Origin of the sequence: Rubritalea squalenifaciens DSM 18772, from assembly GCF_900141815.1 — a bacterium.
Lineage (GTDB): Bacteria > Verrucomicrobiota > Verrucomicrobiia > Verrucomicrobiales > Akkermansiaceae > Rubritalea > Rubritalea squalenifaciens.
Map to the genome: position 1 here is coordinate 239633 of NZ_FQYR01000004.1, position 23758 is coordinate 263390.

General features: G+C 51.9%; 21 protein-coding genes. 7 read left to right on the top strand and 14 right to left on the bottom strand.

The features are described 5' to 3' along the window. Positions 1–20: 20 nt before the first annotated feature. Both gyrA and BUB27_RS11260 read left to right on the top strand, forming a co-directional pair. A complete protein-coding gene (gene gyrA, locus BUB27_RS11255; protein WP_143183948.1) occupies positions 21–2654 on the top strand; it encodes a DNA gyrase subunit A in 2634 nt (877 codons plus the stop codon). A gap of 195 nt (positions 2655–2849) precedes the next feature. Next, positions 2850–3569, top strand: coding sequence for a hypothetical protein (locus BUB27_RS11260; RefSeq protein ID WP_159434923.1), 720 nt, complete (start codon positions 2850–2852; stop codon positions 3567–3569). A 2-nt stretch (positions 3570–3571) separates the two neighbouring features. Here the strand turns inward: BUB27_RS11260 and BUB27_RS11265 are convergent, their stop codons facing one another. The 7 genes from BUB27_RS11265 to BUB27_RS11295 are packed head-to-tail and all read right to left on the bottom strand — an operon-like array spanning position 3572 to position 10752. Next, the gene (locus BUB27_RS11265) at positions 3572–4153 is read right to left on the bottom strand and encodes a hypothetical protein (RefSeq protein ID WP_143183950.1); all 582 of its coding nucleotides are present in this window, start codon (positions 4151–4153) and stop codon (positions 3572–3574) included. 9 nt (positions 4154–4162) lie between these two features. Beyond that, positions 4163–4489 (bottom strand): hypothetical protein, encoded by a 327-nt coding sequence (locus BUB27_RS11270; protein ID WP_143183951.1) that lies wholly within the window; start codon positions 4487–4489, stop codon positions 4163–4165. A 7-nt stretch (positions 4490–4496) separates the two neighbouring features. Further along, a complete protein-coding gene (locus BUB27_RS11275) occupies positions 4497–6089 on the bottom strand; it encodes an Rne/Rng family ribonuclease (RefSeq protein WP_143183952.1) in 1593 nt (530 codons plus the stop codon). Positions 6090–6131: 42 nt separating this feature from the next. Then, on the bottom strand, positions 6132–8234 hold the full coding sequence (gene mrdA / locus BUB27_RS11280; protein WP_143183953.1) for a penicillin-binding protein 2: 2103 nt from the start codon (positions 8232–8234) through the stop codon (positions 6132–6134). 27 nt (positions 8235–8261) lie between these two features. Then, positions 8262–8867, bottom strand: coding sequence for a hypothetical protein (locus BUB27_RS11285; protein ID WP_143183954.1), 606 nt, complete (start codon positions 8865–8867; stop codon positions 8262–8264). 3 nt (positions 8868–8870) lie between these two features. After that, positions 8871–9674, bottom strand: coding sequence for a rod shape-determining protein MreC (gene mreC, locus BUB27_RS11290; protein ID WP_143183955.1), 804 nt, complete (start codon positions 9672–9674; stop codon positions 8871–8873). Positions 9675–9726: 52 nt separating this feature from the next. Continuing rightward, positions 9727–10752: a rod shape-determining protein gene (locus BUB27_RS11295; protein ID WP_143183956.1), complete on the bottom strand. Its 1026-nt coding sequence runs from the start codon at positions 10750–10752 to the stop codon at positions 9727–9729. 377 nt (positions 10753–11129) lie between these two features. Between BUB27_RS11295 and BUB27_RS11300 the strand changes: the two genes are divergently transcribed. After that, entirely contained in the window at positions 11130–11924 is a 795-nt protein-coding gene (locus BUB27_RS11300; RefSeq protein ID WP_143183957.1) for a ParA family protein, read from the top strand. A 1-nt stretch (position 11925) separates the two neighbouring features. Then, positions 11926–12561 (top strand): hypothetical protein, encoded by a 636-nt coding sequence (locus BUB27_RS11305; protein WP_143183958.1) that lies wholly within the window; start codon positions 11926–11928, stop codon positions 12559–12561. A 1-nt stretch (position 12562) separates the two neighbouring features. On the opposite strand, the gene BUB27_RS11310 is transcribed toward BUB27_RS11305, so the two are convergent. The 4 genes from BUB27_RS11310 to BUB27_RS11325 form a co-directional block, all read right to left on the bottom strand. Next, a complete protein-coding gene (locus BUB27_RS11310) occupies positions 12563–14017 on the bottom strand; it encodes an esterase/lipase family protein (RefSeq protein WP_143183959.1) in 1455 nt (484 codons plus the stop codon). Positions 14018–14336: 319 nt separating this feature from the next. After that, positions 14337–15203, bottom strand: a complete 867-nt coding sequence (locus tag BUB27_RS11315) for a sigma-70 family RNA polymerase sigma factor (protein WP_143183960.1) — start codon at positions 15201–15203, stop codon at positions 14337–14339. Between the two features lie 408 nt (positions 15204–15611). Next, positions 15612–16472, bottom strand: coding sequence for a Yip1 family protein (locus tag BUB27_RS11320; RefSeq protein WP_143183961.1), 861 nt, complete (start codon positions 16470–16472; stop codon positions 15612–15614). A 17-nt stretch (positions 16473–16489) separates the two neighbouring features. Continuing rightward, the gene (locus tag BUB27_RS11325; protein WP_143183962.1) at positions 16490–17200 is read right to left on the bottom strand and encodes a hypothetical protein; all 711 of its coding nucleotides are present in this window, start codon (positions 17198–17200) and stop codon (positions 16490–16492) included. A gap of 192 nt (positions 17201–17392) precedes the next feature. Here BUB27_RS11325 and BUB27_RS11330 point away from each other — a divergent pair, with 192 nt between their 5' ends. Continuing rightward, entirely contained in the window at positions 17393–18091 is a 699-nt protein-coding gene (locus BUB27_RS11330) for a hypothetical protein (protein ID WP_143183963.1), read from the top strand. Positions 18092–18101: 10 nt separating this feature from the next. Here the strand turns inward: BUB27_RS11330 and BUB27_RS11335 are convergent, their stop codons facing one another. From BUB27_RS11335 to BUB27_RS11345, 3 genes are all read right to left on the bottom strand, one after another. After that, positions 18102–18608, bottom strand: coding sequence for a hypothetical protein (locus BUB27_RS11335; RefSeq protein ID WP_143183964.1), 507 nt, complete (start codon positions 18606–18608; stop codon positions 18102–18104). A gap of 101 nt (positions 18609–18709) precedes the next feature. Beyond that, positions 18710–19984 carry a serine--tRNA ligase gene (gene serS / locus BUB27_RS11340; RefSeq protein ID WP_143183965.1) on the bottom strand — a complete coding sequence of 425 codons (1275 nt, stop codon included), beginning with the start codon at positions 19982–19984 and terminating at the stop codon, positions 18710–18712. Between the two features lie 102 nt (positions 19985–20086). Further along, complete coding sequence (locus BUB27_RS11345; protein WP_143184322.1) at positions 20087–21967, bottom strand: ABC transporter ATP-binding protein; 1881 nt, start codon at positions 21965–21967, stop codon at positions 20087–20089. 144 nt (positions 21968–22111) lie between these two features. Between BUB27_RS11345 and BUB27_RS11350 the strand changes: the two genes are divergently transcribed. Beyond that, complete coding sequence (locus BUB27_RS11350; RefSeq protein WP_143183966.1) at positions 22112–22894, top strand: hypothetical protein; 783 nt, start codon at positions 22112–22114, stop codon at positions 22892–22894. Positions 22895–22935: 41 nt separating this feature from the next. Beyond that, positions 22936–23739: a hypothetical protein gene (locus BUB27_RS11355; RefSeq protein WP_143183967.1), complete on the top strand. Its 804-nt coding sequence runs from the start codon at positions 22936–22938 to the stop codon at positions 23737–23739. Positions 23740–23758: the final 19 nt, after the last annotated feature.

Consider the following 23758-nt stretch of genomic DNA (forward strand, 5'->3'; position numbering starts at 1 on the left):
TAACCTAATTTCCTATAATCATGTCTGACGCAATTAGACCGATTAACGTGGCAGATGAGATGTCCAAGTCATTCTTGGATTACTCGATGTCAGTAATCATTTCCCGTGCCTTGCCGGATGCGAGGGACGGACTCAAACCTTCGCAAAGACGCTTGCTCTATGCGATGCACCACGACCTTAGTTTGTCTCCGAGTAAGGCGCACTTGAAGTGTGCGCGTATCGTAGGTGACACGATGGGTAAATATCACCCACACGGTGATGGTGCCATCTATCCGACTCTAGTGAACATGGCCCAGCCATGGACCATGCGTGAAACGTTGGTGGACGGGCAAGGTAACTTCGGTTCCGTGGAGGGTGATGCTCCCGCGGCGATGCGATACACTGAGGCCCGCCTGACTCATATGGGTACAGCGATGATGACCGACCTTGAAAAGGAGACGGTCGACCTCGTGGCAACCTACGATGAAACTCGTGATGAGCCCGTTGTTCTCCCTGCTGCCATTCCGAACCTACTGGTGAATGGTGGTACGGGTATTGCGGTGGGTATGGCTACCAACATTCCTGCCCACAATATGGGCGAGGTGATCGATGGTGTCTGTGCGCGCATTGATAACCCGCATATCACGATCGATGAAATGAAGGAATTCATCAAAGGGCCGGACTTCGCGTCTGCCTGTGAGATTCGTGGGTACAAGGGCATCGATAGCTATTTCCACACTGGTCGCGGCAGTATCAAAATGCGCGGTAAGATTGAAATCGAGGAAAAGGCTTCAGGTATAGCCGTGCTGACTATCACTCAGGTGCCACACGGCGTGAACCGTGCTACCCTGCAGCAGCGTATCGCCGAGCTTGTTCGTGAAAAAGTGCTTACTGATATTTCTGGTATGCGTGACCTTTCCGATGAGGAAACACGGATCGAGATCACGCTGAAACGCGACGCACGCCCGCAGGTGGTGGTGAACCAGATCTTCAAGCTCACCTCCATGGAAACTTCCTTCGGTGTGAATATGCTGGCGATCCATGAGCGCCGTCCTAAGCAGCTATCATTGATGGATGCTCTGGATGCCTTCATTGAGCACCGTCGTGATGTGGTGATCCGCCGTACACGCTACTTGCTTAAGAAGGCAGAAGCTCGTGCGGAGAACCTTGAGGCATTCTTGCTGGCGCTGGGTCATCTCGATGATTTTATAAAGATCATCCGTGATTCCAAGAACCGTGAGGAAGCTCGTGATCGTCTCAAAGCTTATGACTTCCCAGTGAAGACTGCTGAGAGTCTTGGTATCCTCATCCGTGAGCAGCCAAGTATCAAAGGCGACCGTTACATCTTCACTGACCGTCAGGTCAATGCGATCCTAGAACTCCGCCTTTACCAGCTCACTGGTATGGAGCAGGACAAGGTTAAACTGGAATACGACAAGCTCCTTGATGAGATTAAGGATTACATCGATATTCTCGGTTCCGAGGTGCGTGTTCTAACCATCATCAAAGATGAGCTTCTTGAGATCAAAGAAAAGCACGCGACTCCACGCCGTTGCCCAATCCTTCCAGACGAAGGTGAGATCGCGATTGAAGATCTGATCGCTAATGATGGCATGATCGTGACACTGTCTAACCGCGGCTATATTAAGCGTACTCCTAGTGCCGAATACCGTGTGCAGGCACGTGGTGGTAAAGGTGTCCGCGGTATGGAGACCAAGACAAAGAATGATGAGGAGCAGGATTTCGTCGAGCACCTCTTCTCTGCTCAGGCTCATGACTACCTGATGTTCTTCACGAACACAGGCCGTGTCTATGTTGAACGTGTCTATGGTCTGCCGGAAGGTTCCCGTGCCTCCAAGGGGCGTAACATCAAGAACGTTCTCAATCTTCAGCCGGAAGAGAAAATCGCCGCCACATTGCGTCTTGAGCGTAAGACCAATGAAGAAGGTGATGATGTGACATTTGGGGAAGACAATGGCTTTGTGCTCTTCGCTACCCGTAGTGGTAAGGTGAAGAAAACTTCTCTCAGTGATTTCCGTAACTATCGTAAGGACGGCATTATCGCCATCAAGCTGGAAGAAGGTAACGAGCTCATCGACTGCCGTCTGACCAGTGGTACCAATGAGGTGATTCTCGTAACCCGTAAGGGTCTCAGCCTTCGCTTCAATGAGGAGCAGGCTCGCTCTATGGGTCGAAACACTGCTGGTGTGCAGGGGATCAAGCCTGTCGGTGATGACTATGTGGTTGGCCTTGCTCTCGTAGACGATGAAGGTACGCTGCTTGTTGCTTCCGAGAATGGTATCGGTAAGCGTTCACCATTCGGTGACTACCGTGCGCAGACTCGAGGTGGTAAGGGTATCATTACGATGAAGTGTACCGAGAAGACTGGCGATGTCGCTGGTGCGGTGATGGTGCTTCCGGGAGACGAGCTGATGCTCATGACCTCCGATGGTCAGTCTATCCGTATCCGCTGTGCTGATATTCGCGAAGCTGGTCGAAACACCCAGGGTGTGAAGCTGGTGACCATGAAAGATGGCGTGAAGCTTCAGGACATTGCCCGAGTAGTACCAGATGCCGATGAAGAAGAGGCTGACGATGCAGAGGGCACCGAAGAGGCTCCAGCTGCAACAGAAGATGGTGCCGAAAATGAGTCCCCTGAGTCTGGTGAGGAGTAAATACTCTGAGTTTTAGAAGCTAAACAATTCATGCAAGCCCTGTGGAGTAATTCCACGGGGCTTTTTGTATCTTGATTATCGTCCATAGTTTGCTAGCCTCCGCTGCAGTCTATTATGAATAGTTTTTCATCTTATCGCTCTGGGATATGGAGAGCCGTATTGGGCTTGAGTGCTTTGCAGTGCGCGCATGCGAACATGCTCTGGGATAAGCTGGAGAGCGAGCATCAGCATAATTTGGAGGGGCAACGTGAGTCATTTGATGATATCCGCGATCCCTACCGTGTTCCGCCAAAGGTCAAAATTGTGCTGGAGGGTCCAAATGCCTGGGAGACCTTTGATTATAGCTGGAGGCGTAATATCCCGGTGACGATATTCTGGGTAGGCGAGGATGCCTCCCAGAACAATCCGGTACATAACCATGCCAGCTCATGGGATCCAAACTGGGTAAGAAATTTTGGAGGTGTGGACGACCCGAATCGCAGGAATGGTTACTTTCCGGCGGGGTTTGTTCCAAGGCAGAACCCATTCTATATTGCCTTGCCCTATAATGATGTGGCCAGAGGTGGTGGGCGGCACAAGCCAGAGGCTTCCCGAGTGATCCGTTGGTTCTGGCGTGCAGCCAAGGCGCCAGGTCAGTCAGTTTGCCACAACCGCTGGATTGCGATCCATTTTGGTAAGAAGGTTTGCTATGCGCAGTGGAAGGACTGTGGCCCCTTCTACACAGATGATTATAATTACGTTTTCTTGGGCAAGAGCCCCAAACCAAACCGTAATGGAAACGCCGGACTCGATATCAGCCCAGCCGTAAGAGACTTCTTAGGAGTAAAAAGTGGGCAGCAAGTCTCTTGGAAGTTTGTCGAAGTGGACCAGGTGAGGGAAGGGCCTTGGTCAGACTGGTTGCTGCCTCAGAGTTGATGCTACTTTTTGTGCTTAAGTAAGTTGTCGTTGCGGTAGATCAGCGAGAAGCGTGATTTTCCGCTTTTACGCATGGTGTCTGTAATCTCGGTATAGGTCAGCATGAGGAATAGGCCGGATACTGGCTCGATGTGATAAGAGATGGATTCTGTCAGGAAGCCATCATCGTTGTCTCGCCTTTTGGCGCTAAGTTTGAAGGGTCCGTGTCTCGCTGTTAGGGCTTTCTTGGCGTTGAGGAACTTAGCCTTCGCTTGCATGACGTTCAGCTTCGGGTCCGCATAGTGAAGTGTTACCTCGTAGAGCATGCCTTTCTCATAGCGCGCCTCGATGGAGGTAGCTTGATGCCCGGGCAGAGTGTCGGCGTTGGGGTTGGAGATGACGACGTGTCGTTTGTCTCTTTCCTTGCCGGGAAGGTTGATCGTGATGTCCAGGTCGCTCTGATCAGCCCAGTCCAGAAGTTTGGATGGGTTGTCTCCCCACTTTAAGCCGAATGGTGGTGAAAGGAGAGCCTGCGCATTCACAGAAGATGTGAAGACACAGAGAAGGGAGAGGAGAACGAGTATGATGCGGGTTTGCTTATTCATAGGTTCAGATCAGCTCTTTCTGCTGAAGAGTTCCATGTAAGGGCGTGCCAAAGCGACAAGGAATTTCCAGATGAGAAATACGATCCCGAAGACAATGCCTAAGGCAACCACAAAGACCCCGACAATGGCCCACAGCGGCCACCAGGCCTTTTTGAAAAAGCGGGCTGTTTTCGGGTTAGCGGCAAGCTGCAGCATCTTCAGGGTGATGCGTGTGCGCAGGTTCATCTTCGGCATGGAAGCTTGTTCCTGCTCTGGCGCGGCTTGCTTTTTGGTCTTTGTTTTGCCTGTGGAGGTGACGACTTCGTCTACCTCCACTTCGATGACTTCGGGATCCATTATTTACCTATGCTGTCTGGAAGATGGTCTTCTCGGTTGCCGCATCAATGATCAGGAAGCGCTCACGGTGCATGCCTGAGTCTGTGCGGAAGATGAGACGTCCCTTGTGGCTGCGCTCCAGTTCCATGAGGATTTTGGAGTCCTCTTTCTTGAAGCGGTTCAGGACGTCCGGGTTCACCACGATGACGAGGTCGCCGAGGTTCGTGTCCTGATTTCTCTGGATTACTGTATTCAGCTGTCGCTGAATCTCAACTGACATTGTGAAAACAGTTTTCACGCGGCCGCGGCCTTGGCAGTACGGGCATGGCTCGTACATCGTGTCACGCAGTGATTCATTGAGGCGCTGACGTGTCATTTCCATCAAGCCGATCGGCGAGATCTGCATGACCTGAGTCTTGGCTTTGTCACGCTTGAGGCGCTCTTTCATTGCGCGGTAGACGGTCTGCTGGTCACGTCTGTGACGCATGTCGATGAAGTCGACTACTACGAGACCACCGATGTTGCGGAGGCGGAGTTGACGGGCAACTTCCTCAGCAGCTTCGATGTTTGTCTGGAGAATCATCTTGTCGACATCCTTGGCGCCTTTGTTTCGGCCGGTGTTTACGTCTACAGCGATGAGGGCTTCAGTCTCGTCGATGACAAGATATCCGCCGCATGGCAGCCAGACCTGACGGTGGAAGGCCTCGTCAATTTGCTTCTGTACACCGATCTTGTTGAAGATGGACTGACGGCTAGGGAAGTAGTGGATGCGTCTCTTGGCGCGGCGTGAGATGCGGCCTGCAACATCACGCATGAACTCTGTGGTCTCCAGGTCGTCACAGATGACTTGGTCTACTTCGTCGGTAAGGAAATCACGTGCAGTGCGCTCAATGAGGCCAGGCTCCTGGAAGGTGATGACTGGTGCGGGCTTGGAGTCACGTTTACGTTCTACCTCGGCCCATTGCTCAAGCAGCATGGCAAGGTCGCGGACGAAATGGCGTGCACGTTGTCCTTGAGCCACGGTACGCATGATGATGCCCATTCCATCCGGAACTTTAAGCTTCTGCATGATGCGGCGCAGGCGTTGGCGCTCCTTCGGGTCATCTACCTTACGTGAAATACCGAACTGCTCGGAGAACGGCATCAGGACGAGATAGCGCCCGGCCAAAGAGATGTTGGTGGTTACGCGTGGGCCTTTGTTCCCGATTGGTCCCTTGGAGACCTGGATCATGATTTCGGATCCAATCGGGTAGATGCTAGGAATATCCTTGGAGGTGATTTTCTTCTGCTGCTTCTTTGGCTTGTTTTCACGCTGGATTTCTTCCAATCCGCTATCTAGGGCGGCAGGGATGGCATCCCAGAAGTGGAGGAAGGCGTTTTTCTCCATACCGATGTCTACGAACATGGCCTTGAGGCCGGGTTCGATGTTTTTGACTGTGCCTTTGAAAATGCCGCCAACGATATTGGCATCACCTTCTCGCTCGACGTTGTATTCTTCTAGACTTCCGTTTTCGATGAGGGCGACACGACGTTCCAGCTTTTCAGCATTGATTACGAGCGTGACGCCTTGATTCGGATCCGGCTCGCCAAAGCCTAAAGCTTTTTTAATACGACTGATCATGTAGTTTGATAAGTTAAGTTGTGTAGATTGTTTTGTTAGAAATTATTCTTGGACGGGAATGGCTCGTGGAATCACGGATCCACGCTGGTCCACTTCGGGTTTGATTGTGGGGTTAGGTAGATTTTCTGGTACTTCAGGTTCTGGTTTAACGATGACAATCGAAGAGGCTTCGTCGCCAGTTTCTCCGTTGTCAGAGAATGTGGCTGCCAGTTGGTTGTCATCTGGGAGTGAAATGGCATCGATGATATCGAGGTTGCCTTGGTAGGGGGAAAGCTTTGCGAGGGGGAGTTTGTGTCCTTCTTCTTGTGCGAAGAGTCCTGTTAGGATGAGCTTGACTAGAGGGCCTGCTACGGCGCCGCCACTTGATCCGCGTTTTACGGCGACTACGACTACGTAGCGTGGTGAGTCGTACGGTGCAAAGGCGACAGTCCAGGCCACGTGAGTTTTGATGCCCAAGTCGACAGTCTGTGCAGTACCTGTTTTAGCGCCAATGACGATGTCTGCTAGAGAGGCTCGTCGCGCTGTTCCGCCTACTTTGTTGGCGGCGAGTCGCATGCCAGTCCTGATAGTTTCCAGATGAGTTGGGTCGAGCCCTTCTTTGAGAAGATCTGCTTTGAGCTTGGCTCTGTCAGCAATTTGGACTCCGAGTGTAGGGTGGGTGACGCTGCGTACGATGCGTGGCTGGTAAAACCTTCCGCCATTGGCGACCGCGCTGATGATGCTGGCCATCTGCAGAGGAGTCGCTTCACTATCACCTTGGCCAATGGATAGCATGCCGGTGAAGGCCGGAGTCATGCTCTTATCCCTGAATCGGCGTTGCCATTCGATACTTCCGGGCAGGATCCCGGGAGATTCGTTCGGGAGTCGGATGCCGGTGGTTTTGCCGAGTCCCAGGTTTTGGAAGGTTTCTACCATTTTTTCAGGGCCCATGGTGTTGGCCATCTTCATGAAGTATGGATTGCAGGAGCGCTGAATAGCTTCAGCCAGCCCGAGGTTGCCGTGGCCGTATGTCTTCCAGCAGCGGATCTTGGCTTTGCCGTATGCAGTATAACCAATGCAGTTGCAGTAGGCACCGTGCTGGCCATTGAGGCAGCCGGCAATCGCTGTAGGGATTTTAAAGGTGGAGCCGGGAGGGAAGTTGCTGATCGCACGGTTGAGGAAGGGTGCTCCCTTGTTTGATCGGTAATTCTGGTACTTCTCTGTCGTGATTGCCGGAATAAAATCATTAGGGTCGAAATCTGGCACGGAGGCCATGGCCAGTACTTCTCCGGTGCGGGGATCCATGACGACTGCGGCGGCGCGACCTGCGCGTCTGAGTACAGACTCTGTCAGGTACTGAACACGTGCGTCGATGGTGAGAGCGACTTCGGAGCCCGGTCCTGGTCTCATGTAGTCGACATCACGTAGAGTTTTCCCCTTTTCATCCTTGAGAATGGTGCGAATGCCTTCGCTGCCTCTGAGATATTGGTCCAGGGTGGCTTCAATGCCTTCGATGCCTCTGGCGTCGCCAATGTAGTGTTTGAACTCAGGAGGGACATCTCCCTTTTCCCATTGCTTGAGGAAGCCGACTACATGGGAGCCTAGAGCTCCGAACGGGTAGACTCGGCGTGGCGCGACACGTACATAGACACCTGGTAGTTCCAGGTTGTGTTCTGCGAAATGGGCAAATTGTTCGTAGGTGAGATCGTCACGGAAGACATAGGGGACTAATCCTCCATGGGTCTTGTAGTGGGCGCTGAGCGCACGCGCGCTGTAGCTTGTGTCCAGGCCATGGACGGCGAGTCTGGGTCGAACCCACTCGTTGATGATCGCCACGATGTCTTTTTTTTCCTCGGGCGTGTCCTCTTCTTCCTCGGTCTTTTCAGATTTACTGTGCTCGAGGTAGTCGCGGTGAATTTCCTCAAGGTCGAAGACGACCTGATAATCGATGAGGTTCTTGGCGAGGGTGACTCCATTCCTATCGGTGATTTCACCGCGTACGCCGGGTTCGCGGATGCGTACTTCGTAGTTGTCAGGCATTAGCTCCCGGAACTCTTCCTGGCGCTCGATCTGAACTTCATAGAGCTTTGTTAGCAGTACGCCACAGCCGACCAGCACCAACAAGGTGAGGAGGTAGAGGCGGTATCTGTAACGTGGTTGCTTCATGAAAAAATATCTTAGATCAAAAATTTGTTAGATGTCCAACGTGTAAGGGTCTGATTTGAAGTAGCGCCTTTTCAGGCCGTCATAGCTGATGACATGATTGAAGGCCTTGGCTAGTTTGAATAGGAGCGCGAAGACAAAGGGGGAGCAGATCATCGTGAGGGCTGCGGTAATCCAGATCTGATAGAAGACCCGGGCTGGGAAAATGAATTCCCCTCGGATGAAATTGATGAGCAGATATTCTGCTAAAAGGTAGAGGAAGATCGCGATTCCAGTGAGGATGGCAGATACTTGCCAAATGCCTCTTCTGAAAAGGGGTTGAATGCCCTGCATGAGTACCCCCATGAGTCCGTAAAGGATGATGGAATAACCAAAATGGATGGTGTCTACCGGGGTTTTGTAGATTTCCGGGTCTCCGCCGTGTGGGCCCAGGGAGTTTTGGGCGTCCCAGAGGAAGCCGCAAATGAATGCCAGCACAAGCATTGGGGAGAAGCTGACCGTCACGGCACAGCAGAGAAAAACGAGTGGCAGTAAAAGGATGCGCGCATCATATAGCGCGGTAATGGCCGGCAGGAACTGCTGCAAGATGCAGGCAGCCAAGACGAGGAACAGGATGCTGAGGTGGTATCTGATCACAAGTTATTGGTGGCCGGTTAAGACGAATACGGTTTCTAGCGCCGCAAAGTCTACTGCCGGTTTCACCTGTGCCTCCGCATCGAACGAGCCAGCCTCAAATGAGGTCACGGTTCCCAGTTCAATATTGGCAGGGAAGAGTCCACCTCGGCCAGTCGTAACGACTTTAGCGCCGGGCTTGATCTTCGCCTCTTTGGACAAGTAGCGCAGGCGCAATACGGGTGTACTTCCGTATTGGGCGCGTTGTCCACTGAGGATGCCGACCTCCTGAGTGCCTTCGATTCGGGCTGAAACTTGGCACTTCTCGTCGGTCAGCAAAATCACGGTGGAAGTCTCGTCGTCTGGTCGGTCTACCTTACCGACGAGTCCTTCTGCAGCAAGCACTGGGAGTTGGACTCCTACATTGTGCTTTTGACCCCGGTCGATGGTGATGGTTTGCCACCAGGTCGCGGGTTTGCGGCGGATGATTTTTGCAGCGGTGACGCTGAAAGGTGAGCGCTGCTGGAAACGCAGCGCAGCACGAAGCTGGATATTTTCGTCTTCCAGCTGACGTAGGTGTGAGACTTCGGTGCGAAGTTTCACGAGTTCTGCCTCGGCTTGTTCAAGTTTGGCGTTAAGGGCTTCGGAATGCTCGACTTCTTTGGTGAATTCCCGAGCTTTGGTTTCCAGTTCCGCTCCGCTTTTCAAGAAGGGGCCGATAGTGGCGTAGTAGCCTCTCTGAATCTGGCGCACGCCTTCCTCACTCCTGGTGAGCGCCCAAGCGGCGCCTGCCAGGAATAGTAGAAGGGTGATGAGATTAAGTGGCTTCATACGCTGCAGTAGAGATGGATTGCTCCATCAAAGAAATTGGTAGTGCGCGAGACTAGTCCATGTTGGTCACGCGGCGAAGGAAATTAATTTCCTGCAGTGCTTTTCCGGTGCCTTCGGCTACGGCGCTGAGTGGATCATCAGCGACGTGGACGGGGAGGCCAGTCTCCTGTTTGAGGCGTTTATCAAGGCCTTTGAGGAGGGCTCCACCGCCTGCTAGCACAAGGCCTCGGTCTACGAGGTCTGCTGCAAGTTCGGGGGGGCAGCGCTCCAGTGTGGTGCGAACGGCATCGACGATGGTGGAGAGAGGGTCTGCCATGGCTTCACGGATCTCCTCTGAGGAGATTTTCATGGTCTTCGGCAGGCCTGCGACGAGGTCACGGCCTTTTACTTCCATGGTGAGCTCTTTAGGTAGAGGTACAGCTGAGCCCAGGCGGATCTTGATTTCCTCAGCGGTGCGTTCACCGATCATGAGGTTGTAGGCGCGCTTCATGTAGGAAATAATGGCCTCGTCTAGTTCGTCTCCAGCAGTACGGACCGAGCGGGAGTAGACGATACCTGCGAGGGAGATAAGGGCCACCTCGGTAGTACCACCACCGATATCAACCACCATGTTGCCGGAGGCATCTTGCACAGGGAGTCCTACACCAATGGCGGCTGCCATAGGCTCTTCGATCAAAAAGACTTCGCGAGCGCCTGCTTGCTCAGCGGACTCTCGTACGGCGCGGCGCTCTACCTCAGTGATGCCGGATGGAATGGCGATCACCACGCGAGGGTTGGAGCGGCGCTTGTTGTTCGCCTTGCGGATAAAGTGGCGAAGCATCGCCTCGGTGACCTCGAAGTCGGCGATTACCCCGTCTTTGAGTGGACGAATAGCCACGATGTCTCCTGGGGTACGCCCAAGCATGCGCTTGGCATCGTCACCGACGGCGAGAACGACGTTGGTGCCAGCCTTAACGGCGACTACTGAGGGCTCTCTGAGGACAATGCCGTGGTCTTTTACATTTACAAGGGTGTTTGCGGTGCCGAGGTCGATCCCGATGTCATTCGAGAACCAACCACCGAAGAGTTTGGAAAACATTGATTTGTGAAACTTGCTGAAGATTGAAATTCATTGCGATAGATGGCGGGTGCCATACCTGTCTTACGTCAGGATTTGGGAACCATTATCAGGGGAAAAAGGCAGAATGCCCCGATGTTGCTAGCGACTATTTAGCCTGATGGGGGGCTGGTCAAGTGGATTGTGAGTCCCAAAGTAAGGTTTTATGGGGCTTGCAGGGTATTGTGGCTTCCTTGGTGGGGAGATAAGTCAGAGAACTGTCAGAGGCTGGTAAAAAATCCTTTTTAATCAGTGGTTCGCGTGATTAGTTTCTGCGAGGATTCGAAGGAGTGAAATTACTCCTATAACCAGATTTTTTAACACTACTGCACCGAGAGGTGTGTGAAGATACCAACCAGATGATAACCATCGCCATTTCCAGTCAAAAAGGAGGAGTTGGGAAAACGACCGTCTCGATCAATTTGGCATTTGCCTTTGCTCGGGCGGGCCGAAAGGTCCTGCTCGTGGATGCTGATCCACAGGGTTCCGTAGGTCTCTCCCTGACCCGCCAGTCACGCAAGCTTTCAGGTTTTTTTGATTTCCTGGATGACCCAAGCCGCTCTGTGCGTAGCTTGATTGTGCCTACCCGGATGGAAACTCTGTCCATGATTCCAGCTGGACACAGTGGAGGGTATGAGGCTGGTTCTGGTAATGTCACCAGCAGCTACTCTCAGGTGAAGCGCTTTTTGAACCAGGTGGAGGAAGCCGGATATGATATTTGTATCATGGATACCGCAGCAGGCCTCTTCGGGGTTACCAAGGATGTCTTGGTTTGTTCTAATGCGGTGATGGTGCCTCAGCAGGCTGAGCCACTGGGTATCCGTTCTGTGCCAAAGATGCTTGAGGAGTTGTCTAGGCTACGCAAATACAACGCCAAGCTGAAGATTCTCGGTGTTCTACTGACGATGGTGCAGCAGGACGTAGAAGAGAGTACCGATGCCGTCAGTGGTTTACGTCACCTTTTGCCGGAAGGCTTGGTTTTCAAGAATGATGTCTCAAGGGATGTTCTCTTCTTGAAGGCCAGCGCCAAGGGAGTGCCCGTAGGGGTGCTGCAGGGAGCTGCAGATATTTTAGATCGTTTTAATCAGATCCGCTGTGAGATCGAGGACAAGCTCGGCCTGACGCAGGAGGACAAAGTAGTAGTGGGAGAATAGTATGGATTCTATCAATTCATGGGTTGATCCAGAAGAGGTCAAGCGTATCGCGGAAAGCCTGATGGCTGACGTAGAGCAAGAAGGCGATTGGGAGGCGGATCACACCCAGGCGGTTACCGTCAGTGCTCAGAAGCAAGGCGGAGCCAAGGATGTTATTCGTCTATCCGCGGAGAAGTCCCTTGCGGAGGCTAGTAAGCTGGCCAGTACTTCCGGTATGCTTTCTCGGGAGAAGAAGCCAGCGGTCAAGGTGGAAGCTTCTCCTGAAGTGCAGGTGCCTGTTGAGGATAATCACAAACAGCAGGTGGAGGCACATGGGGCCCTTGAGAAGCTCGAACAATGGATTCGAGAAGAAACAAAGGCGACGGGTGTCTGTGTAGTCGACCGCGATGGCGATGTGCTACTCAGTAGAATGGATAACGGTGCCTGGCAGAACCTGGTCATTGCTTCTGCGGCAATGGCTGAAAAGCCGGAAGAAGGTTCGATTCGTTTGAGGGTTTCCGGTGGATGCCATTTGCAGTTGATTCCTGCGGCTACTTCTCGCGGAGGAATTCTTGTCGGTGTGCTGCTGGGTACCCCAGTGACGCAGAAGGATGCCTTTGAGCTAGCAAAGAAGTCTGAGCAGATTGCCAACGACTGATCTAGTTCTTGCCTGCTTCCCTCAGGTGTAGGTGGAGGATTCTGTTGACTTCCTGAATAGCTTCCTTTTTGAAGGGCACGCTGTGGTCCGAGTTGATGATCAGCTCGGACTCGGTTTGTCTAGGGGGCAGGTGTGAAGACCAGTACTCTACAACACCGTCGCTTTTTGGATTGCCTTTGCGGGCTCCGATAATGGAGTGAATCTTCATGGTTAGAGGGAACTCCAGCTTGGGAACGGCAAGGATCATTCTGTTGTTTGGCGATAATTGATCCAGGCTGGTGGGAATGTTGAAGTTATCGATGTTGCCTTCCACAAAGTTAGCTCCAGTGTCTAAGGCGGCGTTGATCACTGAATAGGAGAGTTCGGTGGGGAGTTGGATTAGTCTGGAGAATAAGTTGACTACTCTCCAGTCGGCCAGGCTCGACCCTTTGTGAGGGGTGGCCATGAAGACGATTCTTTTAGGGGCTTTTAGCGTCTCGTAGTAGAGAAGTCTTTTAACGAGATTGCGATTGCGTTGAGAGCCTCGTAGTTGGTGGATTTCCCTGTCATAGACGGCGTCGTAGAAGGGTTTCGGGCTCACGCAAGTGGAGGCTCGGGATATAAGTCCCCCCATGGAGTGTGAGAGGATGACCATTTGGTTGAAGTTGTCTATTCCTCCCATGGCGCGCGCATAGTTCTCAAGTTCACGCACTTTGTCCCGGAAGGTCGCGGCGGTATACATCCATGGTGCTCCGGTGGGGTAATAGAAGTAGACGAATTGGTAGTGCTGGCGGATGAGTTGGTCCTGGCGCAGGTCGTTCACCATGAACATGAAGGCGTCTGGGCTGGATTTAAGTCCGTGCACGCAGAGGACCGGGATTTTGGTCGGGTCATATGGGGCATCCATATAGAGGCCGGTCTCACCAAAGATCCTGTCGGGTAGGATGAGGCCCTCTAGGATGTTTTTCTTCAGGATGCTTCGGTCCCAGAAAATCGCGTCAGCTGCGGTGAAGTCACCGGACAGGGTGTGTGAGGTCTGGCCGATGGTGACGGATTCCGTGTGCTTCGCCTGATAGAGTTTCCACAGAGGTTTGCCGTTCTCAAACGAGAGAATGGCAGTCAGATTGAAGGCTCTTCCTGATGGAGCCATGAAGTCGGGTGGATTGGGTTTTCCTTTGCCGTTTTTCTTCCAGCCTACCAAAGGGACGCCAACTCCGCCTTTGCGGTAGTGATCTTCATAGAATTTTTCAGTGAAGACCTGTGTGGCTGGAAAGATGGCGTCGAAATAGGATGGGGTGATGTAGCCGTTTGTTTTCGATTCGAGCCAAGTGCCGATCTCCGGTGGCAGGCTAGTCAGGTTTTTGTCTCTGCAGGAATCTTGGAGCAGCAGGGCCTCGCAAGTTTCGTTGTACTTGGAGATGGTGTTGCTGGATTTGGAGTATCTGAGTTTTTGGTAATAGTGGTTCGCATCACGCATTAATTGCTCAGTGGGTTGGCCGACTAAAGCGTTGTGACCAGTATGACGGTGATGGCAAGGCAGGGGGCCCACGCCGGTGCATGATCCCAGTGCGAAAAGGACAAGTAGGGAGGCGAGCCCTCGAAGGTAGCGAAACGAATGGAAATTTTGCATAACGGTAGCAGGGTGCATATTACCTCAAGCAGTTATGTTTTGTCATCATGGATCGCGAAAACATTTCGCCTTGCTGAAATGATTTGCAAAACGGGCCAAAGAAAAAGAGCGGCAGAAATGAATCTGCCGCTCTCACACCTACGATCCCAATCGCTTTGGATTGTTATTATGAAGCCTCCGCAAGACCTCCCGAAAGAGGTTTTGGCAGTGGCTGTTCTTTTTTTCGCAAACTTTTACGCATCTTGGCAAGCGCAACATTTTGTAATTGACGAATTCTTTCGCGAGTGACCCCAAATTCGAGGCCAACTTCCTCCAAAGTCATCGGTTTTTGACCACCAAGGCCAAAGCGGGCATCAATGATTCTTTGCTCGCGCTCGTCGAGTACATCGAGCAGGCCATCGAGCTGGGAATGCATATTCTTGCTCTGGAGGGCCAAGGCTGGGTCTACAGCTCTTTCATCCCCGATGATTTCACCGAAGTCGCTGGTTTCACCTTCGTGGACTGGAGCATCCAGAGAGGCTGGTCGCTGAGCTGCCTGCTTGAGCATGGCTAGCTTCTTACGTGGAATACCGAGCTCTTCTGCCAGTTCGGAATCTGTTGGTTCGCGTCCTAGTTCCTCGGTCAGGATGTTTGAGATACGCCTCATGCGGGCGATCTTGTCCACCATGTGGACCGGGAGACGGATGGTTTTACTCTGGTTGGCGAGGGCGCGTTTAATAGACTGCTTGATCCACCAAGCCGCGTAAGTACTAAGCTTACCGCCTTTTTCGGGATCGAAGCGTTCTACGGCTTTCATCAGGCCGATGTTGCCCTCGGAAATCAAATCGTTAAGTGGGAGACCGTAATTTGAGTAGTCCTGGGCAATTTTCACGACGAGACGAAGGTTCGCCTTGATCATGTGTGCACGAGCTTTCTTGTCACCGCGCTTGATGCGCTCAGCTAGCTCCACCTCCTCCTGAGGGGTAAGTAGCTCGGTTTTCGAAATCTCACGCAAGTAGATGCGAAGAGAGTTGTCTGTATCGAATTTTGCCATGGTTCTTAATGTCTAGTTTAATGGTCTATATTCTGTCTAAGTTTTAGGCAGATGTCCAGTCAGTTAATCGCGTAAACGACACTTCCTAGTAAAACAACGTTACAAATTGAGATTTCTTTCTAAAAAAATGTAATCACAATGTATAATCGCTGTTCACAATATAGGATGCACGAGCGGTAGAGTTAATTCACTTTTTTTTGCAAAAAAAACAAAACGAGCTTATGTTTCCTATTACCAGTGAGTTGTAAATTGTAAGTGGCTGGCTAATGTAAGTCGATACTATTCTTTAGAGATCGTTTCGGGGAAATTGTGGAGGCGATTCATTGTAAGTAAGTAAAGGCCTCTCCCCCTGCTAGAGAGGAAGAGGTTAACACACACATGGGGAGGGAATTAATTTAGATATCTTGTCTATCTTTGCAGGGGGTTGTCGGAGTCGTTGTATTTGATATTGCGAGATGAGTGCTCTGGGCGGTCGAAGTCGCCGGTGATTTGCTCTCCCCAGTGGGTGAGGAAGAATTTCTTCTCTTCGAGGTTAAGGAGTTTATGTTCGTCTGACTGGCCGATGATGGGGCGCAGGGTGACGGGCATCTGCAAAGTCACGAGGAGGAAGACCGTACACCAGACCTTGAGATGGAATCCGTTCTTGGCGCCTAGGATCTTCGCGGCATTGCTGATGAAGCGAAACCCAAAGCCCAGACAGATCAACCAAAGGGCCAGACAGAGGAACCCAAAGAAGGGTAGAGAATCGCTTGAAGTGGAGAAGAGCCAGATGACGGGAGCAAAGCCCACCAGGAGCAGGGCAATCAGGGAGATCGCACTAGCTAGAAGGCCACTGATGGTCTGGAAGCGGGATTCGATACCCGCCAAGCAGGAGAAGATATAGAGGCTGGGCAGGCAGATGATAGCACTGAAGGCTACACCTCCCATGATCTTGAGTGGGGCCGCCCAGAGTTGGGTGCCTGCACTGAAGGTGCCGATGACGAGTCCAAAGATGAGCAGGCAGCAGAACGCCAGTGTGAGAAGCGGTGCCCAGGGGACAGCTTTCTTTGATTCCATGGTGGCGAGCACATCCATGGGCCTTTTTAGAAGATGGCTCAGCAGGCTGGAGAAATTAAGGTATTCTTGGATCGGTTTGCCGGGCTCCACCGGAGGTTCCGGCTGAGGCTGGGCATAGCTGAACCCAGGCTGTGCATGCTCTAATGGGGGTGGGGTGGCAGGAGTTTCTTGCTCAGTATTTTCCTGCTCGGGCTTATCATTGTCTTCGTTCATGATGTGGATTTGGTTGTTTAGAAAATCAGGTTCTGAGCGGCTCTCCAGACCGTCTCATAGAAGGTGCCTTGCAATGGATCGTCCCTGAGAAAAGCGACTTCGAGTCCCGGTGAACCGAAGAAGGGGCGGAGGATCCAGGAAATCTGGGCGCCTACAAAAAGATTGCCAGCTATCCAGGCGATGAAGGTGGTGGTCGCTGCCCGAGTGGAGGTGGCGAAGTGTCTCAAGAAGGCTAGTAGCGAGAGGTGGGAGACGATACCGGCATAGGCGATCAGGCACACATGCGTGAGAAGTATGATGGAATGGTACTGCTGGGCATTGGGGGCTTCTGGTTCTGGTGCCTGCAATGCCATTCCTATGGTGATAGGGGACAAGGATCCCAAAATGATGGCCATGCAGGCGAAGCCGCTAAGGAGGAACTGAAGCGATTGGCGCATACTGACTCCGCTGTCTAACACTTGTGCCAGAAACCCATTAATGAGTCCATTTACGATGAGGGTGAAAAAAATCAATAGCGGCAGCTTGATGGCCACATAGGCGGCCATTTCCCATCCCTGCCAGAGCCCCATACTGATGCCATAGGAGCTACACCCCAGAATAACCAAAGGAATGGTGGAGCTGAGCATCTGGCGAGGTGTTTTGGTGAGCCACCGGGTTAGTAGTAGATGGTCGCCACGGCACAACGCCGGAATGAAGCTACGTATGTTGGTAATGGATATCTGGCTCATTGGCTTTCATGAAAAGACTCTCAGAGATGTGTGAAGTCTTGATGAAGCCAATGTGAAAAAGAGTGGTTGAACTGATTTTCTAACGTGAGATGCTCAAGCCTCATGTGGAAATACGCGTTTACAGCGGCTTTGATGATGTTAGCGGTTTCTTGCTCTTCAACTCTAACGCCGGATCAAAGTGCTTTGTCGAATGTGGATAAACACGCACGGGTGCGGGATATGCCAGTGGCGTGGGATAGTCCTAACATCTATGAAAAATATGATCCCAAGGGTAAGTCGGCCTTAAAGAAGAGTTGGACGAGAAAGTTTGACGCATCCGGCATCTCGTTCAATGACAAGCGAACATGCACTTTGGTAACCAGACAGCATGTTGTGATGGCGCGTCATTATAAAAGGTCTGTAGGAGAGCCCGTGGTATTTCATGATCGAAGAGGGCGGTGGTGTCAGCGCACCATTGCCAAGTCGCTAGATGTCAATGGTGATGTCGCCATAGGGCTTCTGAATGAGCCAGTGCCAGCAAGCTATAAGGTATATCCTCTCTTGGTGGCAGAGCCTAAGTTGGAAGAGAGCTTGCTAGGGGAATTGGTGATCGTGACCGATCAGAACCGCCGTCTCTTTGTGCATGAGGTGGCGTCAGTGCGTGGCACGAATATTCGTTTCATCTTTGATGAGAAAAAGCAGATCGGCTTTGGGAAGCGCTTGGTTTCCGGAGATAGTGGTAACCCCTCGTTTGTGATGATTGGAGGGGAGCCTGTCCTGATAGAGACCCACACTACCGGAGGGTGGGGGGCGGGGCCTTTCTATGGGAACGCCCTATTACAGCAAAAGCTAGAGGAGGCCATCCGGGCGCTAGGTGCCGGAGGGTCATTGAGAACGGTCCGCTGGCAATAGCACTCGAGTACTAAACTGGGGTCCTGGTTTCCAGGATGAGTTTGCCCATGTAGTCACGGCGAAGGGTGATAATCTCGTGGGTGGCTTCTTTCTTGTTAGCAGAACCGTGTTCAACGCGCAGCCGGGCCATCTCGCGAGTGATGCGGAGTTCGTGAATCTTGAACACTGGCTCACGGCGTTGCCTTACAAAGCAGTGAAGCGGAATATCCCACTGACTGGCATTCCACAGATAGTTGGAAGGGGGGAAGTCGTCCAGCTCAGCCAGAGCGAGGAAGACCTCGCGCAGTTGTGGTTCGGTCGTGTCCTTAAGGAGTTTTTTGGCAGCACGCTTGCTGGTGACCGTGTCCATCTTGGCGATAGCAGGATGCTTGTCATCGTAGTCGATCTCCTCGAGTAGATCTGCGAGGTGGAGGTGCATCGCAGCAACCCACTGGGCACGGGTGATTTTTCCCTCCTCATACCATTGGAAGAGGCGGGATGGTGTGGGTAATAATTCTTTGCGGGTGGACGGTTTCACGTTTCAGGCACTCTAGCGTAGTGGTCAAGCACCGCAAGCCAGAGAATGAAAAAGCCGCAGTGGTTGCTGCGGCTTTAAAGTTTATAGGATTAACTATGATGTTAGCCAATCTTCTCCATGCCCATGTATGGGACCAGGGCGGCGGGGATGTTGATGGATCCGTCAGGATTCTGGTTTTGCTCAAGCAGGGCTACATAGAGGCGTGGGAGAGCTGTGCCGGAACCGTTGAGGGTGTGGCAGAACTGGTTCTTGCCATCGGCATCCTTGAAGCGGAGCTTCATGCGGCGTGCCTGATAGTCGCCGAAGTTTGAGCATGAGGAGACTTCAAGATACTTGCCTTGGCCGGGTGCCCACACTTCGATGTCGTAAGTCTTGGTTGAGGAGAATCCGATATCGCCAGTGCAGAGCTCAATAGTGCGATAGTGCAGGCCGAGACGCTGGAGAGCAGTTTCGGCGTGTGCGGTGAGCTCTTCGAGCACCTCGAAAGATTTGTCTGGATGTACCACTTGAACGAGCTCGACCTTGTCGAACTGGTGCATACGGATGATGCCGCGGTTATCACGGCCTGCGCTGCCGGCTTCGCGGCGGAAGCATGGTGTATGCGCAGTCATTTTGATAGGAAGCTCGTCTTCAGTGAGAATGGTCTCGCGAAGAAGGTTGGTTACAGGAACCTCGGCGGTAGGTGCCAGGAACATGGCGCCTTCTTCGAAGCCGTACATGTCGTCTTCGAATTTTGGCAGCTGGCCAGTACCTTCCATGCAGTAGCGGCGGATGATATGCGGAACATTGACTTCAGTGTAGCCATGTTCGGTCGTCTGGAGATTGAGCAAGAAATTGATCAGTGCACGTTCAATTCTAGCGCCGGTGCCTTTGTAAACGGCAAAACCAGATCCTGAAACCTTTGAGGCGGCCTCGAAATCGATCAGTCCATGCTGCTCTGCAAGGGCGACGTGGTCTTTGGGATCGGCGATTTCAGGCTTTTCTCCCCAGACGCGTACTTCCGGGTTGGCGGTTTCGTCTTCGCCGACTGGGCAGGCTGTATGAGGCACGTTAGGGATGCTCATCAGGAGTTCTTCCTGACGGCTGGTAAGGGTGTCACTCTCAGCGTCGAGTTCCTTGATTCTCTCGCCGATTTCTTTCACGGCTGCCTTGGCAGCTTCGGCTTCCTCCTTTTTACCTTGTCCCATCAATGCGCCGATCTCTTTGGATGCACTGTTGCGCTGGGACTGAAGCTGCTGCTTCTCGGTCTCAATGCTGCGGCGGGATTCGTCGCAGGAGAGGACCTCGTCGATAAGCGTGTGTGCATCGCCTCCGCGTGTGGCAAGGCGTTCTTTGATCTCTTCGGCGTTGTCGCGGATTTCTCGTATGTCGAGCATGGGATGTATCTAGTTAGTCTATTCGTAAAAAGTAGGAAGTGCTCCCTGGGCATGTTTAAGCCTATCAGGAGCTGATGGGAAAGCATTAATCAGGCTGCGTACTTAGTCTGTGCTCGTATCGTTGAGGAATGCCTGTTTCGAAAGTGCGGCATATTTGCCATTTTTCGCCAGCAACTCGGCGTGCGTGCCGGATTCGATGATGTGGCCTCGGTCGAGTACGTGGATGACATCCGCGTTCTGGATGGTGGAGAGGCGGTGTGCGATGACGAAGGCGGTGCGTGTGTGCATGAGGTTATCCAGTGCATCCTGAATGAGCTTTTCAGTCTTGGAGTCTACAGAGGCAGTGGCCTCATCCAGAATCAGGATGGGCTGGTTTTTGAGCAGGGCGCGTGCAATCGAGAGGCGTTGCTTTTCTCCACCGGAGAGTTTTACGCCACGTTCGCCGACGTTGGTATCGAGTAGTTCTGGTAGTTCTTTGACGAATGGGGAGGCGTTAGCTGCATCCAGCGCACGCCAGAGCTCTTCATCTGTGGCATCGCGTTTGCCGAGGATAAGATTTTCACGGACGGTGCCGTTGAAGAGGAAAGAGTCCTGGGTTACGTAGGCAATAGAGGAGCGCAGGGACGGTTTGTTGAGGGTGTTTAATTCGCGGCCATCGATGGTGATGGAGCCGTCATCATACTCATAGAAACGGGTAAGAAGGTTAACCAAGGTCGATTTTCCAGCACCAGTGGAGCCAACCAGAGCGATAGTTTGACCCGGCTTGGCGGTAAAAGTGATGTCATGCAGGGTAGGCTCGTCCTCATAGGAGAAGTTGACGTTCTTGAAGATGACTTCTCCGTTAAGAGGTTGTGGAAGCATCTTTCCTTCATCGGCATGGAGCTCATCATCAGTATCGAGGATCTCAAATACGCGCTCGGCAGCCGCTTTTGATGAGAGAGCCATTTGGTTGAGGCCATGGAGACGTCCGATTGGTTCATAAAGGGCCCACATGATGGTGAAGAAATAGAGATAGATCTCGGTGCCCACCGCCGGGTCGGTAATGATGCGGTACCCGCCGACTCCAAGGACGAGTACGTAGCCGCATGAGTTGACGAAAGACATGGTGGGGGAATAGACAGCCCAGTACTTCATGACCTTGAGGGTTGCCTGGCGAACTTTGTTGGAGAGCTTGTTGAAGCGCTTATGTTCGTCCTCCTCCGCGGCATAGGATTTGATCTGGCGTACGCCGGAGATGTTGTCGCTGAGCAGGGCGTTCATGTCACCAGTGAAGCGCTTGAGGTCACGATAGCGTTCACGTGCGTTCTTGGTGTAAATCCAGGCACCGATGGCCAGGAAGGGAATGGGTGCCAGTGCTGTAAAGCCGAGTATGGGGTCCTTCCAGATGAGGAAGGCCGAGATGCCAACAATTTGTAAGATGGCAATCAGTCCTTGCTCTACGCCGTCAATTAGAAGTCTCTCCATGGCGGGGATGTCTTCGGCTACACGGGTCATGATGTCACCAGTGCGCTTGGAATCGAACCATTTCAGAGGCAGTCGCTGGAGTTTGGAGTAGAGTTCAGAGCGGAGGTCAAAAATTGCTTTCTGCTCGAATACATTATTGATGAGAATGCGCAGGCAGTTGAACAGGTCTCTCCCGAAAAAGGCCGCCAGAGCGATCAGTGTATAGATGATGAGTTCGCTGGTGCTATTCTTTTTATACTCCTTAGCCTGAGTGTCTGGAGACTCAGAGCGGATATCTTCAGCAATGCGGGATCTGATTTCTTCGCCAGAGGCATCAACAGGGGTTTCAATTACTCGCTGAGCTATTTTTTCGGTTTGCTCAGCTTGTTTGTGAGACTCGATGACATTCTTGAAGATGCGTCCAGACATCTCCGAGAAAACGGGGAGCATGACGGTCATGAGAATAGCACAAAGTAGTTGAGCAACTGCGAGTTTCGGGTATCGGCCGTAGTAGGAAAATATGCGTCGGATGGTCTTCATCGGGCGGCGTGACTGTGTAGCCAAAGATTGAGAATGTAAAGACAAGCGAGAAATCTATGAATTTTAGGGTTGTCGACTGCGGTTTGGTATAGCTAGTGTTCGCTAATCACACCGAAAACCTACACATCCCAACACTAAAAAACCATGGCTACCTTATTTGGAACACTAGCTGCCGTTGTTCTTGCCCTTTCCCTCTGGATCGGATTCAGGAATAAGACTGAGTATTCTGCTCAGATTGAAGCTCGTCAAACAGCTGAAAGAAAACTCAAAACCAGCTCCGAAGAGTATGAAAGACGCAAAAGCGATCTGAACGATACTATCGACAGCAAGGAGAAGGTATTGGCAGAAAATGCTGAACAGGCAAAGCAACGCGATGAACTCGCAAGCAAAGTAGACGCTCTTCAGAGCCAGCTTGATTCTCTCGAAGACCAGAAGAAGTCCAAGGCTTCCGAAGTGGCTAGCCAGGAAGAGATCATGAAGGATCTCCCTGATGCAGAAGTTCTCGTTCCACAGATCAAGGCGACCACCAATAAGATCACTCAGCTGAAAAGCGACATCGTAGACGAGAAGGACAAGATTGCCACCCTCGAGTCTCAGAAAGAAACTACCAATTCTCAGATTGCTGCAATGCAGTCTGTCAACAGCAACATCGCTGATGGTAAGTCCCAGCCAAATCTTTCCACCACTATTAGCTCTGTCTATCGTAACTGGGGGTTTGTGACTCTCAATGGCGGAGATTCCCAAGGAGTTGTTCCAGGGTCTACACTTGATGTAGTCCGTAATGGAGAAGTGATTGCTAAACTCAGAGTAACCACAGTCGAGCCAAACAGAGCTGCTGCTGATATCATCGTTGATGATTCTCAGCCATCCATCAGCCTTCGTTCCGGTGACCGTGTAGTTGCTGAAGCCACTCAAGCTAATAACTAATCAACGCAGATAACTTTAAAAATTCGAAAGGACCCAAAACCATGAAATCCATTCTATACGTAGTTGCGATAGTTATCTCCTGTGCGGCTGGTTATTTCTCATACAGCAATGCTGGTAAGCAAGAAGAGCAGCTGGAGCAGACTAAAGAAGTAAGCTCCAAAAACGCCAACCTTCAGGTCAGCATCAAAAAAGCCAAGGATGACCTCAAGTCTGAGAAAGAGCTTCTTGATCAAGCCAACAAAGCCAAGGCTGATTTGGTAGCTGAAACTGATAACTTTGGATCCAAGGTAACTAACATCAACCGTTCCCTCAGCACGATTAAGAACGAGATTGCTAGCCTTGACGAAAGACTTGAAGGTTTCCAGAAGACTAAGAAGGAAATCGAGAAGCAGTTCGACGGTATTGATATCGACCTCACTAAGGTACCTGAGTTCGTAGAGAAGCTTGAAAATGAGCGCAAGAAGCTTGATAGAGAATACCAAGAGCTTGCTGCTGCTAGTGAGATCCTTACTAACCAGGTGACTAAGAATCAGGAAACACTCGGTGAACTTCAGCGCCGTGCTTCCGACCGTACCACATCTCTTCGTGGTAACGCGGCTTCTTCTACCATCACTGCTGTCAACAACAGCTGGGGCTTTGTGATCATCAAGCCTCATCCAAACGCCAGCATCACTGAAGAGTCCAAGCTGATCGTTGTTCGTGGTGCTCAGCACGTTGGTCGCCTCAAGATCAACTCCATCGAGCCAAACCGCATCATCGCAGACATCGATTATGAGAGTCTTGCTCCTGGTGTGCGTATCCAAGCTGGTGACAAGGTGATCCTCGCCGTTTCCAACACTCGATAAACGATATTGGATAAAGCCA

Bases quoted from the DNA above. Each gene is read 5' to 3' on its own strand.
- BUB27_RS11305 (WP_143183958.1), top strand. From the start codon at position 11,926: ATGGATTCTATCAATTCATGGGTTGATCCAGAAGAGGTCAAGCGTATC.
- BUB27_RS11355 (WP_143183967.1), top strand. From the start codon at position 22,936: ATGAAATCCATTCTATACGTAGTTGCGATAGTTATCTCCTGTGCGGCT.
- BUB27_RS11345 (WP_143184322.1), bottom strand. From the start codon at position 21,967: ATGAAGACCATCCGACGCATATTTTCCTACTACGGCCGATACCCGAAA.
- BUB27_RS11320 (WP_143183961.1), bottom strand. From the start codon at position 16,472: ATGAACGAAGACAATGATAAGCCCGAGCAGGAAAATACTGAGCAAGAA.
- BUB27_RS11270 (WP_143183951.1), bottom strand. From the start codon at position 4,489: ATGGATCCCGAAGTCATCGAAGTGGAGGTAGACGAAGTCGTCACCTCC.
- BUB27_RS11315 (WP_143183960.1), bottom strand. From the start codon at position 15,203: ATGGCAAAATTCGATACAGACAACTCTCTTCGCATCTACTTGCGTGAG.
- BUB27_RS11325 (WP_143183962.1), bottom strand. From the start codon at position 17,200: ATGAGCCAGATATCCATTACCAACATACGTAGCTTCATTCCGGCGTTG.
- BUB27_RS11295 (WP_143183956.1), bottom strand. From the start codon at position 10,752: ATGTTTTCCAAACTCTTCGGTGGTTGGTTCTCGAATGACATCGGGATC.
- mreC (WP_143183955.1), bottom strand. From the start codon at position 9,674: ATGAAGCCACTTAATCTCATCACCCTTCTACTATTCCTGGCAGGCGCC.
- BUB27_RS11350 (WP_143183966.1), top strand. From the start codon at position 22,112: ATGGCTACCTTATTTGGAACACTAGCTGCCGTTGTTCTTGCCCTTTCC.
- BUB27_RS11275 (WP_143183952.1), bottom strand. From the start codon at position 6,089: ATGATCAGTCGTATTAAAAAAGCTTTAGGCTTTGGCGAGCCGGATCCG.
- gyrA (WP_143183948.1), top strand. From the start codon at position 21: ATGTCTGACGCAATTAGACCGATTAACGTGGCAGATGAGATGTCCAAG.
- serS (WP_143183965.1), bottom strand. From the start codon at position 19,984: ATGCTCGACATACGAGAAATCCGCGACAACGCCGAAGAGATCAAAGAA.
- BUB27_RS11310 (WP_143183959.1), bottom strand. From the start codon at position 14,017: ATGCGTGATGCGAACCACTATTACCAAAAACTCAGATACTCCAAATCC.
- BUB27_RS11300 (WP_143183957.1), top strand. From the start codon at position 11,130: ATGATAACCATCGCCATTTCCAGTCAAAAAGGAGGAGTTGGGAAAACG.
- BUB27_RS11260 (WP_159434923.1), top strand. From the start codon at position 2,850: ATGCTCTGGGATAAGCTGGAGAGCGAGCATCAGCATAATTTGGAGGGG.
- mrdA (WP_143183953.1), bottom strand. From the start codon at position 8,234: ATGAAGCAACCACGTTACAGATACCGCCTCTACCTCCTCACCTTGTTG.
- BUB27_RS11265 (WP_143183950.1), bottom strand. From the start codon at position 4,153: ATGAATAAGCAAACCCGCATCATACTCGTTCTCCTCTCCCTTCTCTGT.